14 protein-coding genes are annotated in these 13,928 nt (G+C 58.8%); 5 read left to right on the top strand and 9 right to left on the bottom strand.

Translation table 11 applies throughout. The features are described 5' to 3' along the window. Window positions 1-36: 36 nt before the first annotated feature. Window positions 37-2,961 carry a condensation domain-containing protein gene (locus SPL01S_RS06040; protein ID WP_063198206.1) on the top strand — a complete coding sequence of 975 codons (2,925 nt, stop codon included), beginning with the start codon at window positions 37-39 and terminating at the stop codon, window positions 2,959-2,961. Window positions 2,962-3,006: 45 nt separating this feature from the next. Continuing rightward, window positions 3,007-4,239: a YncE family protein gene (locus SPL01S_RS06035; protein WP_063198203.1), complete on the top strand. Its 1,233-nt coding sequence runs from the start codon at window positions 3,007-3,009 to the stop codon at window positions 4,237-4,239. Between the two features lie 148 nt (window positions 4,240-4,387). Here SPL01S_RS06035 and SPL01S_RS06030 read toward each other — a convergent pair whose 3' ends face one another. From SPL01S_RS06030 to SPL01S_RS06025, 3 genes are all read right to left on the bottom strand, one after another. Continuing rightward, the gene (locus SPL01S_RS06030; protein ID WP_063198201.1) at window positions 4,388-4,636 is read right to left on the bottom strand and encodes a hypothetical protein; all 249 of its coding nucleotides are present in this window, start codon (window positions 4,634-4,636) and stop codon (window positions 4,388-4,390) included. Between the two features lie 62 nt (window positions 4,637-4,698). Beyond that, complete coding sequence (locus tag SPL01S_RS25450) at window positions 4,699-4,845, bottom strand: hypothetical protein (RefSeq protein ID WP_169800855.1); 147 nt, start codon at window positions 4,843-4,845, stop codon at window positions 4,699-4,701. Window positions 4,846-4,991: 146 nt separating this feature from the next. After that, on the bottom strand, window positions 4,992-5,240 hold the full coding sequence (locus SPL01S_RS06025) for a hypothetical protein (protein ID WP_063198199.1): 249 nt from the start codon (window positions 5,238-5,240) through the stop codon (window positions 4,992-4,994). 230 nt (window positions 5,241-5,470) lie between these two features. Here SPL01S_RS06025 and SPL01S_RS06020 point away from each other — a divergent pair, with 230 nt between their 5' ends. Together SPL01S_RS06020 and feaR are read left to right on the top strand one after the other, a co-directional pair. Beyond that, window positions 5,471-6,109, top strand: coding sequence for a DsbA family protein (locus tag SPL01S_RS06020; RefSeq protein ID WP_063198197.1), 639 nt, complete (start codon window positions 5,471-5,473; stop codon window positions 6,107-6,109). Between the two features lie 194 nt (window positions 6,110-6,303). Further along, on the top strand, window positions 6,304-7,218 hold the full coding sequence (gene feaR, locus SPL01S_RS06015; protein ID WP_063198194.1) for a transcriptional regulator FeaR: 915 nt from the start codon (window positions 6,304-6,306) through the stop codon (window positions 7,216-7,218). A gap of 35 nt (window positions 7,219-7,253) precedes the next feature. Here feaR and SPL01S_RS06010 read toward each other — a convergent pair whose 3' ends face one another. The 4 genes from SPL01S_RS06010 to SPL01S_RS05995 form a co-directional block, all read right to left on the bottom strand. Beyond that, a complete protein-coding gene (locus tag SPL01S_RS06010; protein ID WP_063198191.1) occupies window positions 7,254-8,753 on the bottom strand; it encodes an aldehyde dehydrogenase family protein in 1,500 nt (499 codons plus the stop codon). A gap of 157 nt (window positions 8,754-8,910) precedes the next feature. Continuing rightward, entirely contained in the window at window positions 8,911-9,549 is a 639-nt protein-coding gene (gene leuE, locus SPL01S_RS06005; RefSeq protein WP_063198189.1) for a leucine efflux protein LeuE, read from the bottom strand. A gap of 170 nt (window positions 9,550-9,719) precedes the next feature. After that, entirely contained in the window at window positions 9,720-10,580 is an 861-nt protein-coding gene (gene tehB, locus SPL01S_RS06000) for an SAM-dependent methyltransferase TehB (RefSeq protein WP_063198187.1), read from the bottom strand. Between the two features lie 124 nt (window positions 10,581-10,704). After that, window positions 10,705-11,175 (bottom strand): GNAT family N-acetyltransferase, encoded by a 471-nt coding sequence (locus SPL01S_RS05995; protein ID WP_063198184.1) that lies wholly within the window; start codon window positions 11,173-11,175, stop codon window positions 10,705-10,707. Window positions 11,176-11,307: 132 nt separating this feature from the next. On the opposite strand from SPL01S_RS05995, the gene SPL01S_RS05990 reads away from it, so the two are divergent. Beyond that, window positions 11,308-12,423 (top strand): DUF1615 domain-containing protein, encoded by a 1,116-nt coding sequence (locus SPL01S_RS05990; protein WP_062869787.1) that lies wholly within the window; start codon window positions 11,308-11,310, stop codon window positions 12,421-12,423. Here SPL01S_RS05990 and SPL01S_RS05985 read toward each other — a convergent pair. Then, a complete protein-coding gene (locus SPL01S_RS05985) occupies window positions 12,420-13,028 on the bottom strand; it encodes a glutathione S-transferase (protein ID WP_063198182.1) in 609 nt (202 codons plus the stop codon). The genes SPL01S_RS05990 and SPL01S_RS05985 overlap by 4 nt on opposite strands. Before the next feature lie 28 nt (window positions 13,029-13,056). After that, on the bottom strand, window positions 13,057-13,902 hold the full coding sequence (locus SPL01S_RS05980) for an alpha/beta fold hydrolase (protein ID WP_063198179.1): 846 nt from the start codon (window positions 13,900-13,902) through the stop codon (window positions 13,057-13,059). Window positions 13,903-13,928: the final 26 nt, after the last annotated feature.

Genomic DNA, 13,928 nt, shown 5'->3' with positions numbered 1-13,928 from the left:
ACGTTCCGGTGCGACCGGACACAAGGAGATAGAGCAGTGAGCGGTTATTTTGACAATATTCTGAGCGACGACGAGGCCCAGCGTCTGGATCTGGCGTTCAAGACGCTGGGCGAGCAGGCGGCGGATGCCTCGCAGCCTTTGAGCGAGGCGGAAGAGCTGGCGTGGTTCACCCACCAGCAGCGGGGAGACGGCGGCAGCCAACAGGCGATGGCGTGGCGGTTGGGCGGTGAGCCGGATATCGGCAGGTTGGCCAGCGCGCTGGAGGCCCTTACGCGGCAGATGCCGGAGCTGGACGTCCGCTATGATTTCGATGATGAGCTAGGTTTGCGCAAGCTGCGCGGCAATGCGCGGCTGAACCCGGTGGAGATTCAGCCGGTGACGAGCGAGGAACAGGTGGTCAGCCGTTTGTTGCAGGCGCAGGCCACACCGCTCGAACTGGCACGGGAAGCGCCGTTGCGCTTTTTGGTGTTCACGGGCGCAAACGCCGTGTTGGGCGTGATTGCGCACGATATTTTGGCCGAAACGCTGTCATGCCGGCACTTATTGACCCGGTTGTCGGCACTGTACAACGGGCAGGAGCCGGCACCGATGTATGCTGCCCTGCCGCCGCAGGGGGTAAATGCGCGATTGCCGGAAAGTACCGCTCTGGCGCTGCCGTGGCCGCGCCATGCGGCTGCGCTGCGGGATTATCGTCCGGCCGTGCGGCAAGATGGCATTCTGGCGCAGGCCGGTGTACGCATCGTGACCCGCGTTGCGCGCAGGATGTTACCCGCCGCCGAAAACCCGGCGCAGCTGTTGGCGGCGGTTGCCGTTCGCTTCGCCGGCTTTATCTCCGCTCAGGCCGGCGGGCAGCCGCTGCAACTGTGCGTGCCACAAGGGGATGCGCAAGAGGCTATCGGCCTGGAGAGCTGGACGGACACCGCCCGCTTGAAGCGCCTGACTTTACAACACCATGACCCTGAGCCATTGAACAGGCTGTTGGCGCAACAAACGGCGGAAGAGCCGAACCCAGACCTGGCCCAACTGCTGGTGACCTGGCTGGCGGATCCGTCGGTGGCTTTGCAGCTCGATGGCGTGAGTGCCGAGCGCCTGCTGCTGCCGCCGCTGCATACCCCCTTTGAACTGGTGCTGGCCCTCAGCCTGCCGGATCCCGACTCGGTGCTGCTGGAGTTGGTTGCGGACCCAAGGTTAACCCCGCATGCCGCCCCTTTCCTGCTGGAGCAGTTTGTCGCTTCTCTTGCCGGGCAGAGGATAACGGCGGCGCTGCTTCCTGCCAGTGAACGGTCTATGTCGCCGGACAACGGCGGCACTGTGGTGGACGACAGGGTAAATGAAGAGATCGCTCAGCTGATTCTGGCGGAGTTCCGCGACGCGCTGGCCGCGCCGGAGATGACCCTCGATGAAGATTTCTTCGATCGCGGCGGGCATTCGCTGGTGGCGACCCGCGTCATCGGTCGGCTGCTTAGCCTGCACCGCATCGAGCTTAACATTAACGATCTGTTCAGCCACGCCACCGCTCGCGGCTTGTCGGTTTACGCGAAACGGCAGGCGGCTGCGGCCCCGGTGGCGGAGCGGGTCACTCAGGATCAGGGCGAAGCGGTACAGGCGCCGCTGTCACTGGCGCAGCACTCTTTGTGGAAGGTTTACGAAGCTTTTGGTCATGATGAAATCTTCAACCTGCCGTTCGCCATCAGTTTCCTCGATCCTGTGGATGAAGGGGCGTTGCGCCAGGCGTTTATTGACGTGATGGTGCGCCACAGCGTACTGCGTTCGCTGTTTATCGAGCAGCAAGGCGAGGTGCGTCAGCAGGTGGTGCCGGCCGTTGAGCTGCCGGACTATGCCTGGTTCCGTTTCTCCCATGAAACCCCGGCCGGTGACGCGAGCGAAATGCTGGCCAAAGCCGGTGAACACCGCTTTAACCTGGCCACCGAGCTGCCACTGCGCGCCACCTTCCTGCGCGACGCGGCAACGGGCCGGCAGTTGCTCTCGCTGCTGTTCCACCATGTGGTGCTGGACGAGTGGTCGCTGAACCTGATGATGGAAGAGCTGGGCATAGCCTACCGCTATCGTGTGGCGGGGCTGCCGCCGACGTGGAAAACCGAGGTGCCGCAATTTTATGCCTTCGCCCGGCAGCAGCAGGCGAGCGGCGTCAGGCAAAAACACCTGGATTACTGGCTCGATAACCTGCGCGATGCACCGGTCGGCCAACCTTTGTTCCAGCAGGCGCCTTCACACCATCCTGCGGTACCGGCAGAGGCCGACGTCAACGGCGGGTGGCTGGAGTTCGACGTCGATCCGGCGGTGGCGGATGGGCTGTACGCGCAGGCCAGAAAGAACAACGCTTCGCTGTTCAACGTGGTCTACGCCGGCATTACCACCGCCCTGCGCCTGCTTGGCGGCCCAGCGGACCTGCTGGTGGGCACCTCGACCTCCGGCCGTAACGACGCCGAATTCTTCGACACCGTCGGCTACTTCACCACCGTGGTCGTGCACCGGGTGCGTTTCGCTGATTCGCTGACGCTGGCGGGGCTGATCGACCAGGTCAAAAACACCATCAACGGCTCGATGCCTTACACCGATATCCCGATCGATCTGGTGGAAGAGGGGCTGTTTGGCGCGCACGCCGATCGCAAGAATCACATGTTCGAAGTGTTCATTCAGATCCACAGCCGCATCAAGCTGAACGGGGAATTCACTCTGCAAGACGGCAGTACGGTGGCGTACCGCCAGGTAGAGCCGGAAAAAACCGAATCGCTACTTGGCCTGCAGTTTGAGGTGATGGAGGAAAACCTCGACGGCGTGAAATCCCTGCGCGTGATGATGACCTACCGCACCGATCACTACACCGCTCAGCAAGCGGGGTTGATCGCCGGCACCATTCAGCACGTGTTCTCACATTTTGCGCAGCACGCTGGCGGGGACATCCCGCTGTCGGCCCTGTCGCCGGCGCCGCAGGAATGACGTTGTTCACCCTAACGGGCTTTATTATTTCAAGGAGATAAACGGATGTCTGGAACAATAGGAACACCCCGCGCCTTACTGTCGCTGTTGATTGCAACCTCGTTGGTGGTGGCCGGTGCGGCACAGGCCCGCGATGCCGGGATCAAACCAGAGGATATCCAGCGTCAGGCGTTGTCGTCTGCGCTGGTGGAGATGGCCTACAGCCCGAGCCAGCAGTCGCTGTTCGTCAGCGCGCCGGACTGGAAGGAAGAGGCGCGTTCTCGCGTGCTGCGCCTGGATCCGGCAACGCTGGCGGTGCAGGCGGAGATCCCTCTGCAGGTTAAGGGGTTTGGCGTGGCGCTGGATGATGCCGGTAAACGGTTGTATCTGACGCAGGGCTTCAACGGTTCGGTCGGCGTAGTGGATACTCAGACCAACCGTGCGCTGAGCAGCATCCCGGTGACCGAAAAGACGATGCTTGAGCAGACTTACAAACAGGCGGGCATCAGCGGCAAACGGCTGGAGTTCCTGCTCAAGGAGCTTAAGCGCTTCAAGATCACCGAGGATTACCAGTACCGGATCCGCGAGGTGAAATATGACGCGCAGACCGGTCGCCTGTTCCTGCCGGGGCTGGGGTTTGGCGTGGATAGCGTGCTGTTTGTGGTCGACACCCGCAATAACAAGCTGGAAAAAATCATTCCCGGTTTTGGCTATAACGCGGTGGGCATCACGCTTGACGAGAAAGGACGACGGGTATTTGTCTCCAACATGCAGGGGCAGTTGATCACCCTGAATGCCGATACGCTGGCAATCACCTCGACGAAAGAGATCCAGGCGGATCAATTGCTGAACCTGGTGTATGACGGCAAGAATAACCGTTTGTTAGGGGTGGATCAGGGGATCGATCGTGACGACTACCGCAACACTCATCTGGGGCACGACTATGCCAAGCGCAGCAGCGGGCACCGGGTATTTGCTCTGGATGCGGACAGCGGAAAGGTGCTGGCCAGCGAACTGACGGATGAAGTGCCGATCGGCCTGCTGTTGGACGACGGCAACCAACGTCTGTACGTTGCCAACCGTAATGGGATCCGCGTCGAGCAGGGAGCGGGCACCTTGACGGTGTTTGATTCGAACACCCTCAAGCGCTTGCAAACCGTGGCGCTGCCACCGCACCCTAACAGCCTGGCGTTGGATATGCGCAATAATGTGCTGTTCGTGACGGTGAAAAATGACGGTGCGAGCACCAAGGCCGGCAAACCGGAAAGCGTAGTGCGCATTCAACTGCACAAAAACTAAGGTTACCGCGCTGCGTCAGCCACCGCTGACGCAGCCTTTTCGCCTGTCCAGCCCTGGTAGGCTTTGTTCCCTTCGTCGGGGCGCTGCATGCTACGCCCACCTGATCACCTTGCGGTGTTTTTTGTCCGCTGTTTGGGTGACTGCAGATTCAATAACCGGCACCATGGCTGCGCTCGGGGCGAACCTCTGGCGCGCGTTTTTCCGGCGCTGGTTTGTACGTTTTCCTGAGCGGTTTTTTATTGTGATGCGGCTTTGGCGGCATTTTATTGTCATGCGGTTTTTTATTATTCTGATGAATTATCGGTTTTTCATTAGATTCATTTACCGGCGGCGCCGCGAAGACCTGTACGCTATTTAACGCCATCACGGCGGTGAGGATAAGCATCAGTTTTTTCATTATTACATCCTGAGTTCTGATAAATATATTTTTATTAAGCCCCTTATTAAAGGGGCTGTTATTTAGCGCGGTGCGTTAAAGTGATAACCGGGCCCGCCTGGGCCACCGCGCCCGCCGCCGCCACCACCGCCACCAGGAGGTGGGAATAAACAGCCGGCCAGCATTGCGCTAATAGTCACTGCGCTGATGAACATCAGAATACGACGCATAATATAACCTTTGTCACTAAATCGAGGTGGCTAGTATTATCTTCCGACGCGGAGGTTAGCAATATGGAAAGAGTAGGCAAACCGAAAAGATTCCGTAAGTAAGATTATTCTAATCGGGGGGTGTCGGCTGACTGAGATAATACGGGCTAAAACCCAGCCTTGAGCATCTCTTCTTGCAGTAAATCGACGATCGCGGGTTCTATGTCAGGGAACTGTCGCGTAATGTCCGCAATCGCTCCCGCGACAGAAGGCGCTGAAAAGGTGCCGGAGAAGGGCAGAAGAGGAAGGTTGGCGTCGCTGTCCGGAAACTCGCCGCTGATAGTTCCGGTGATCATCCCTCCTTTCTTTTCCGCAGTGAAGTCATATTCACCCACGTTTTTATTAATCAGTGTCATTTTTACCTCTATATCGCCGGCTCCAGTCGCGGGATTCTTTGCATTCCACTCTCCTTTTTCAAGGATAGTGATTGAGGTGGAGAATACCAATGAAACGCGGGTTTTCAGGCTTTGATTTTGATGTGTGTCAACTCCCTATACAGAAGGTAATAAAAACTGGCCTTGAACCGATAATTTTATTATAAACACCGTCGTTAGGGACAATAGTCGAATCTGAAACGGGAGTATTTATGTTGGCTAAAATGAATCGATTGATCACCGCTGTGCTACTGATGTTATTGCTTCCTGCCGCCACTGCGGCAGATTATCGCGAAGGCGATCAATATACCCGCCTGGATAAACCGGTGGCCTCCGCCCCTGCGGTGGTGGAATTCTTCTCCTTCTACTGCGGCCCCTGTTACCAGTTTGCCGACACCTACCATGTTGGCAGCACCGTCAGCCAGGCGCTGCCTGCCGGCAGTAAACTGACCAAGTATCACGTTGGCCTGATGGGCAAGCTGGGTAACGAACTGACCGAGGCCTGGTCGGTGGCGATGGTGCTGGGGATTGAGGATAAAATTGAAGGGCCGTTGTTTGACGAGCTGCAAAAGAAGCGCGCCATCAACAGCGTTGAGGATATCCAGCGGGTGTTCAGCGCCGCCGGCGTGGATGCGGCCGCTTATGAAAATGCGCGCCACAGCCTGTTGGTGAAAGGCCTGATCGCCAAGCAAAATGAGGCGGTGAAGGCGCTGGACGTGCGTGCGACGCCGTCGTTTTATGTTTCCGGCAAATACAAGATCGATAACGCCGGTATGGCGAGTACCAGCATCGACGGCTACGCGCAGGAGTTCGCGGCCGTGGTCCGGTATTTGTTGGATACGCAGCCATAACGGTGCGCCGGTAACTTTACTTTGACCGACCCGGCTGCGGCCGGGTTTTTCATTTATGCATGGCGAAATGGGCAATCTGTGATCCCTGCGCCAGATCGCCGTCCCGGCGTTGATTGTGTGTTATCGGATTGTTATGTTTATTTTCTGTTCAGCAACGCTCGCGGTTTCATCGCAGGTGTTTGAAGGGGAAAATCATGGCAATTTCCGCACAGGTCAGAGACGCCGGATTTGAGGCGTGGTTGGGGAAAATCAATTCCGCCTGCGGCCGGTTCTGCGCCAAGACGCTGGGGCCGGGGTTTAGCGGCGCGATACAGGAGTTTCGCGCGCACGCGCTGCGCCTGAGCGTAGTGGATGCCGCCCAAACCCGGCTGTATCGCACGCCGCAGGAGATTGCCCGCAGCGACGGCTCGCACTTTTTTACCGTTTTTCAACTGCGTGGCAGCGCATTGATGGAGCAAGGCGACCGGCAGGCCGTGTTGTCCACCGGTGACATCACGTTAATAGACGCTGCACGGCCCAGCAGCTTTACCTTTCAACAAGACTCCCGCCAAATTTCCTTACTGATGCCGCGCAGCTATATCGAACAGCCTCTGGGCGTTGCCGACTTGCCGTGTGCACGGCGGATTGAGGCGGAAAACAGCGTGGTACGGCTCAGCCGGCAGTTGGTATTGGGCAGCATGCAGAACCCGCAGATGAGCGCCGCAGAGAGCGAGGCGATCCTGAACGCGGTGGCGACGTTGCTGCGCCCGGCGCTTATCGGCCGTGATGCGGTTTCCGAAGCGCAGCCGCAGCTCTTCGCCCGTTCGCTGGCGTTTATTGATACGCATATTCAGTCGGAGCAGTTGCGGCCCGAGTGGATTGCCGGGGAGCTTGGCGTTTCGGTACGCAGCCTGTACCGGATGTTCGCCCGTCAGGGGTTGGTGGTGGCCCAATACATCAAGAACCGCCGCCTGGACCTGTGCGCGCAAGCCTTGCGCAGCGCGCCGGGGCGGCAAAAACTGGCCACGGTCGGCTATGACTGGGGCTTTACCGATCACAGCCACTTTTCTACCGCCTTCAAAGCCCGCTTTGGCGTCTCGCCGAGCGAGTACCGCAAGCAGTATCAGTAGCGCCGCAGGCGGCGCCCTGATGATTTAGCCGATTCTCAATAGCGAATGCACACCGATTTGGTTTCGGTATAGGCGTCCAGCCAGTCGGGGCCGAAATCGCGGCCGCTGCCGGACTGTTTGAAGCCGCCGAACGGCATGTTGGCGTCGATCAACGTATGCGTATTGACCCACACCGTGCCGGCCTGAATGCGCGGCGTTAAAGCCATCACCTGTTGCAGGCTGGTGGTCCACAGGCTGGCGGTCAGGCCGTAGTCGGTGTCGTTGGCCTTGCTCAGCGCCTCTTCGGCGTCCGCTACCCGGATCAAATTGACCACCGGGCCAAACACTTCTTCACGCGTCAGGTTCAGCTTGTCGTCCGGATTAATCACCAGCGTCGGCGGGATGTAAAATCCTTGCGCATCCGGCCCGGCAGCGCCGCTGATCAACTCTGCGTGCTTGGATCTGGCATCATCCAGATAGGCCGCCACTTTATTGCGGTGATCGCGTGAGACCAGCGGGTTTATCTGTGCCGTGGCGTCCATGCCCGGCCCGACCGACAGCGATTTCACCGCCTGTTCGAACCCGGCCACCAGCCTGTCGTAAATCGGCGCTTCGATGTAAATCCGCGAACTGGCGGCGCACACCTGGCCCTGGTTGAGGAAACTGCCCATCATCAGACCTTCGATCACCTGCTGCGGGTCCGCGTCTTTCAGCACGATGGCCGGGTTTTTACCGCCCAGCTCCAGCGTGACGCGCGTCAGACGATCCGCCGCGCTGCGTGCGATGCTTTTACCGACCGGGGTAGAGCCGGTAAAGCTCACTTTGGCGATCAGCGGGTGTTCGGTCAGCGCCTTGCCGCAACCGGTGCCACGGCCAGTCACCACGTTGAATACGCCCGGCGGGACGCCGGCCTCGGTGGCCAGCTCGGCCATGCGCAGCAGCGTCAGCGGGGTGGTTTCAGACGGCTTGATCACGATCGAACAGCCCGCCGCCAGCGCTGGCATCACCTTCCACATGCCGATCATCAGCGGGAAGTTCCAGGGCACGATGCCGGCTACCACGCCAATCGGCTCTTTACGGGTATAAACCTGATATTTCGCGCCCGGCGGCATCGGGATCGACACATCCAGGGTCTGGCCGACAATCTTGGTGGCCAGCCCGGCGGTATAGCGCATCCAGTTCAGCGTGCAGCCCACTTCAAAGGCGCGGGCGATATTGATCGATTTGCCCTGTTCCAGCGTTTCCAACTGGGCCAGCTCTTCGGCGTGTTGTTCAACCAGATCGGCATAACGCAGCAAAATACGCTCGCGTTCGGCCGGCAAGCGCTGTGCCCAAGCTCCGGTTGTGAAGGCTTTATGGGCCGATTGCACCGCACGGGCTACGTCCTGCGCGTTGGCATCGGCGGTGGAGGAGATTTGTTGCCCGTCGGCGGGGTTATACACCGCCAACCGGTCATCGGCGCTGGACTCGCACCATTGACCGTCGATATACAGCCCGTGTTGACGATCGAGAAAACGCGAAACGCTGTCCATCACTGCTTGGGTATTGTCAGGCATACGCCCTCCTGTCAGACAAAAAAGGTCGTTATCGTTAACCTTCAAAGCCTACAACAGGCGGCCGGGATCGCCTTTTGTCTGCCTGACATTCGGTTTGTGCTGCGTGACAGTCTGTGAGGGGGCAACGGCTGAGGCGCTCAGCCGTTGCTAAACCAGATTACGAACTGAGCGTCGCCAGGCGGGTGGCGAAGCCGAGGAACAGCAGGCCAATCAGGCCGTTGCCCAGTTTTGCCAGCCCTTTCTTATGGTTAAAGAAGTGCGCCAGCATCGCGCCGGAGAAGATCAGCGTAGTCATGTAGATAAAACTGACCGACTCGAGGATCACGGCCAGGATAGTGAACGACAGGCCGGTGTGGGCATAGTTGAAATCGATAAACTGCACGAAGAACGACACGTAAAACAAAATCGCCTTCGGGTTGGTCAGGCTCAGTGTCAGCGATTTGCGCAGGATGCTGTGGCCGCCTTCAACCTGCTGTTGCTGCGCCGCTTTTTTCTGGATAAAGGTGGCGTAGAGGATTTTTGCGCCCAGGAACAGCAGGTAAATCGCACCGAGAAAACGCACCAGGGTAAACAGGAACGGCGTAGTGCGGATCAACGAGGCCACGCCGATATAGGCGCAGAAGATCAGGATCGCATCGCCGATAAACACGCCCAGCGCAGCGGTATAGCCGGCGCGTACGCCGCGTGAAACCCCGGTTTTCAGTACGTACAGCGTATTCGGGCCCGGCAGGATGATGATGAAAATCACCCCGGCCAGATAGGTCCAAAGATTCAGGACGCCAAAACTTTCTAACACAATAACCTCTCCATGCGCGGAACTGACAGGCAAAAAAACTGGCTACGCCCGTAGCCGTGCGCGATCCTAACGCCGCAGAGGTGGGTTGGCAACGTAATAAACTTCATGTTGTTTGCCGAAAATGGCGTCAGTCGACATCCGCGGCGCTGACGCCAATCTTTTGCTCAGGATTAGGGCTTTCGTGCCAGCAGCGTGGCGAAACGCAGGGAGATGCGGTTGCCGGCGGTGTCGGTTCGGTGCAGTTGGCCAACGTCTTCGTTGTACTTGAGAATTTCCCAGCCCCGGTAATGGTCTTTCAACTCGCCTGGCTTAAAGGTGAACGGAAAGGGCAGGTTGCACGGATAATCCGGGGTATCCATCGCCGCGACGATCAGGTTATGGCCGCCGCTGAGGGTGCCATTTTGCATTTCCTGCACCAGCGAGGGGATCCGCTCCCGGTTCAGGAACATGAACACCACGGTGGAGAGAATAAAGTCGTATTCGCCGCTGAAAGAGTGGGTGTTGAGGTCCAGCGTGCCGGCGCGGATGTGTGACAGGGCTTCGCTGTCGATGATGCCGTTGAGCTTGTCAATCGACGGCGAGTGTTTGTCCCAGGCGGTGACGTCAAAGCCTTTCAGGTTGAGGTAAAGCGAATTGCGTCCGCCGCCGCAGCCCAGATCCAGCGTTTTGCCGGGGGCGATTTGCCGCGCGGCTTCGATCACTTCCGAATGGGTGCGCGTCAGCTCATACTTTTTAGCGTAGTAATCTTCCGGCGAACAGTAGAAAGCCAACTGGCAGATCATGTCATCCGAGAAGGAAACGATGCGGTGCCATTGCTGCGGCTCGATAAACGGCGGTTGGCTCTCGGGGTTGAACTGCCAGGTTTCGGTGGTTTCACCTTCTTGCGTCATCAGCGCGAAAGTCAGGGTGCCGCTCAGCAGGGTAAGCCTGGCCCAGGTGCCGGTCTGGGTGTTGTGTTTTTGCTGGAAGGCGGCCGGCAGCGTTGCGCTGTTCCATTGCGGCAGCGTTTTATAACAAAGCAGATCGTTCATGCGTCTCTCCTGAGGCAGGGCGTTGCCGGCGCGTGGCGGGCGAACAAAATGATTTTTATATGTTGCATGTAAAATACATGTTTATTGGCCCTTTGAAAATGCCTGCAAGGAGGAAAGGCGCGGTTTACAGCCTGCGATGCATGCGGGTGTTGACCGCCTTGAAGCCCAGCCGGGCGTACAGCCGCGCCGCAGTCGGGTTGTCGTTGAAGACCGCCAGCTCGGCATATTCCGCGCCGTCGGCCCGGCCGGCGTCCAGCACCGCGTTCAGAATTTGCTCGCCGTAACCTTTGCCGCGCCAGGTGGTTACTACTTCAAAATCATAAATAAACAGCTGCTTGCCGTAAGTTCGTTGTTTGATGGCGTACCAAACGATGGCGATATTTTCTGCCGAGCCTGCCAGCCGAGCGCAAACCAGCCGATGGCCCGACGTTGCCGCCCCGTTGGGCAGTGAGTCGTTGAAGGAGGCGGTAGCTTCAACCAGCGCCTGCTCCCGGTTCAACAGCAGCACGCGCGCCAGATCCTTAGCGTATTCTTCGATGCCGTGGGTGCGATAGCGCTCAAATTCTTGCGGGCTCATGTCCCTGAGTTCAATCATTGGATTATCCCTTGATGTTTATTTCGCCGTCAGAGCTTAGCCCAGGCGATCTGATCCGCCTATTTTTAACTGGATCGTGTTCTCCGGCTGGGCTAACGTCAGTGCAGATTATGCCAAACGATCAGGGAAAAGATGTCAATTCGCCGTTATATCAACTCGATGACCTTACGTCCGTTGAGCCTGGCCGCGCTGCTGGTGCTGGCCGGTTGTACTACGAAAACCACGACAGCGCCGGAGCATCGCCCCGCCGACGTCAAGGCGCAACTGGTGCGGCTGATGCCGGCCAACGCGGCCGATCGCCAGGGTTGGGCCACCGACATCACCGCCGCCTTTGCCGCACAGGGCATAGAACCGAACACTGAAAACCTGTGTTCGGTACTGGCGGTGACCGAGCAAGAGTCGACCTTCCAGGCCAATCCGCCAGTCGCGGGGTTGCCCAGCATCGCCTGGAAAGAGATCGACCGCCGTGCCGACCAGTTGCATATCCCGAACTTCCTGGTGCATACCGCCCTGCTGATCAAATCGCCGAACGGCAAAAGTTACAGCGAACGGCTGGATAAGGTGCGCACCGAGAAGGATCTGAGCGACATCTTTGATGACATGATCGATACGGTGCCGATGGGGCAAAAGCTGTTCGGCAGCCTGAACCCGGTGCATACCGCCGGGCCGATGCAGGTGAGCATCGCCTTTGCCGAGGCGCACGCCAAAGGGTATCCGTACCCGATCGACGGTTCGATCCGCCGTGAAGTGTTCAGTCGCCGTGGGGGTATGTACTTTGGTATCGCGCACCTGTTGGGCTACCCGGCCGACTACAGCCAGCCGATCTACCGCTTTGCCGATTTCAATGCCGGCTGGTACGCCAGCCGCAATGCGGCGTTCCAGAGTGCGGTCAGCCGGGCGAGCGGCATTCCGCTGGCGCTGGACGGTGACTTGATTAACTACGGCACCGATAAGCCCGGCTCCACCGAGTTGGCGGTGCGCACGCTCGGCAAGCGGTTGGATATGAGCGATTCGGCGATCCGCGGGGCGCTGGAGAAAGGGGATCTGTTCGAGTTTGCCGACACCCGTCTTTATGGGCGGGTCTATGCGCTGGCGGAAAAAACGGCCGGCAAGAAACTGCCGCGCGAAATGCTGCCGGGCATCCAACTGGAAAGCCCGAAAATTACCCGTAAACTCACCACCGCCTGGTTTGCCAAGCGGGTGGATGAGCGGCGCCAGCGTTGCCTGGCGCGCGCATCGGCGGGTTAAACCTGCGGGGTGCTGATAAACGCGGGGTGTCGCTCGGCCTGGGCGGAAAACGCCGCCAGCACCGGGTGCGCCTGCGCGGTGATCCGTTCGGGCAGCATCAGTTGAGTAAAGCTCCAGGCCACCGCCATGCTGACCTCCGCGCTGCCCATAACCTGCGGTATGGCGGCGGTTTGCGCCAGCAGTTTTTCCAGTTCGGCGTAAGCCGCCAGCAATTGGCCCTGAACGCGATCCAGCCACGGCTGATGCTGTTTCTCCTGCGGGCGCTGCTGCTGTTCATAAACGATTTGCACCGTTTTTTCGCAGGCGGCCAGCGCCAGCCCGGTCAGTTGCAAAGCGCGCAGCCGTGCGGGTCCGTGCGCCGGCAACAAGGCCTGGCCGGCGGGAACCAGCCCGGCGGCGTACTCCAGAATTAGCGACGAATCCATCAGGATTTGATCGTCGGCCAGCACCAGCGTCGGGGCTTTCACCACCGGATTGAGGGTTTTGAACCGTTCAAAATCGCGAAATACCGACACTGCGCGGTGTTCAAATTCGACGCCCAATAATTTCAGGCAAATAGCCACCCGGCGCACATAGGGTGAATCCAGCATGCCAATCAATTCCATCAGGTTTTCTCCTGGGCATATTGCCCGTTTAAAGTGAATGTATAAATGCCGCCAACAGTTGCGCCACCGTCTCCGGCGCGTCTTCCATGAGAAAATGCCCCGCGCGGGGGATCACCTGTAGCCTGGCATCGGGAATGTCGGCCTGCAAAGGGTAAGCGTAACTGACCGGTTGCCATTCATCGTTTTCGCCCCACAGGATCTGCACCGGCAGGCGCAGTTCGGGCAGGCGCTGTGCGAAATCCTCAGTATAACGGGCGTTGTAATGGGCGATTTGCTGCTGATAGAACGCCGGTTGGCCGACCACGCCGACGATCGGCGACAGATAGCGCTGCAATAATTCGCCTTCCATCAGCGATTTGTCGAACACCGCCATTTTCAGTTGCCGCACCAGGATTTGCTCATGCTGCCGCTCGTCCATCACGGCGTACTGACGATAGTTATCGCGAATACCGCGCCAGGTGGGTGAAGGCCAGGAATCGTAGCTGCAAATATCTGCGATGGTCAGCGAGCGAAAGCGCTCCGCATGGTTAAACGCCGCACGTAATGACAGCGCACCGCCAATATCGTGACCGAAGACGTGGGCGGTATCCAGTTGCCAGTGATCCAGCAGGCCAATCAGCAACTCCGCCTGTGCGGCAATCGATGTGTCTGCTGACAGCGGGCGCTCTGACGCGCCAAAACCCAGTAAATCGTAGAGGTGGACCTGAAAGCCCGCAGACGTCAACCTGGGCAGCAGATTACGCCAGATTATCGAGTGGGCGGGCGTACCGTGCACCAACACCAGCGGAGCGCCTGCACCGTGTACGCCGGCGGCAATGCGATGGCCACCGACGATAATGTGCCGATCGAGCAGGGTAGGGAAGTCGTTCATCATGATCTCTCCATGGGGTTGGCTGTACC

It is taken from the genome of Serratia plymuthica NBRC 102599, assembly GCF_001590925.1.
In the GTDB taxonomy this organism is placed as follows: domain Bacteria; phylum Pseudomonadota; class Gammaproteobacteria; order Enterobacterales; family Enterobacteriaceae; genus Serratia; species Serratia plymuthica.
The sequence above is the reverse complement of the archived record's forward strand: the minus strand, read 5'-3'. Positions and strand labels throughout refer to the sequence as shown.

Excerpts from the sequence above, each read along its gene's own strand:
- tehB (WP_063198187.1), bottom strand. The coding sequence starts at position 10,580 with ATGAACGATCTGCTTTGTTATAAAACGCTGCCGCAATGGAACAGCGCA.
- SPL01S_RS06010 (WP_063198191.1), bottom strand. The coding sequence starts at position 8,753 with ATGCCTGACAATACCCAAGCAGTGATGGACAGCGTTTCGCGTTTTCTC.
- SPL01S_RS05985 (WP_063198182.1), bottom strand. The coding sequence starts at position 13,028 with ATGGAATTGATTGGCATGCTGGATTCACCCTATGTGCGCCGGGTGGCT.
- SPL01S_RS05980 (WP_063198179.1), bottom strand. The coding sequence starts at position 13,902 with ATGATGAACGACTTCCCTACCCTGCTCGATCGGCACATTATCGTCGGT.
- SPL01S_RS25450 (WP_169800855.1), bottom strand. The coding sequence starts at position 4,845 with ATGCGTCGTATTCTGATGTTCATCAGCGCAGTGACTATTAGCGCAATG.
- SPL01S_RS06030 (WP_063198201.1), bottom strand. The coding sequence starts at position 4,636 with ATGAAAAAACTGATGCTTATCCTCACCGCCGTGATGGCGTTAAATAGC.
- SPL01S_RS06020 (WP_063198197.1), top strand. The coding sequence starts at position 5,471 with ATGTTGGCTAAAATGAATCGATTGATCACCGCTGTGCTACTGATGTTA.
- feaR (WP_063198194.1), top strand. The coding sequence starts at position 6,304 with ATGGCAATTTCCGCACAGGTCAGAGACGCCGGATTTGAGGCGTGGTTG.
- SPL01S_RS05995 (WP_063198184.1), bottom strand. The coding sequence starts at position 11,175 with ATGATTGAACTCAGGGACATGAGCCCGCAAGAATTTGAGCGCTATCGC.
- SPL01S_RS06035 (WP_063198203.1), top strand. The coding sequence starts at position 3,007 with ATGTCTGGAACAATAGGAACACCCCGCGCCTTACTGTCGCTGTTGATT.
- SPL01S_RS05990 (WP_062869787.1), top strand. The coding sequence starts at position 11,308 with ATGTCAATTCGCCGTTATATCAACTCGATGACCTTACGTCCGTTGAGC.
- SPL01S_RS06025 (WP_063198199.1), bottom strand. The coding sequence starts at position 5,240 with ATGACACTGATTAATAAAAACGTGGGTGAATATGACTTCACTGCGGAA.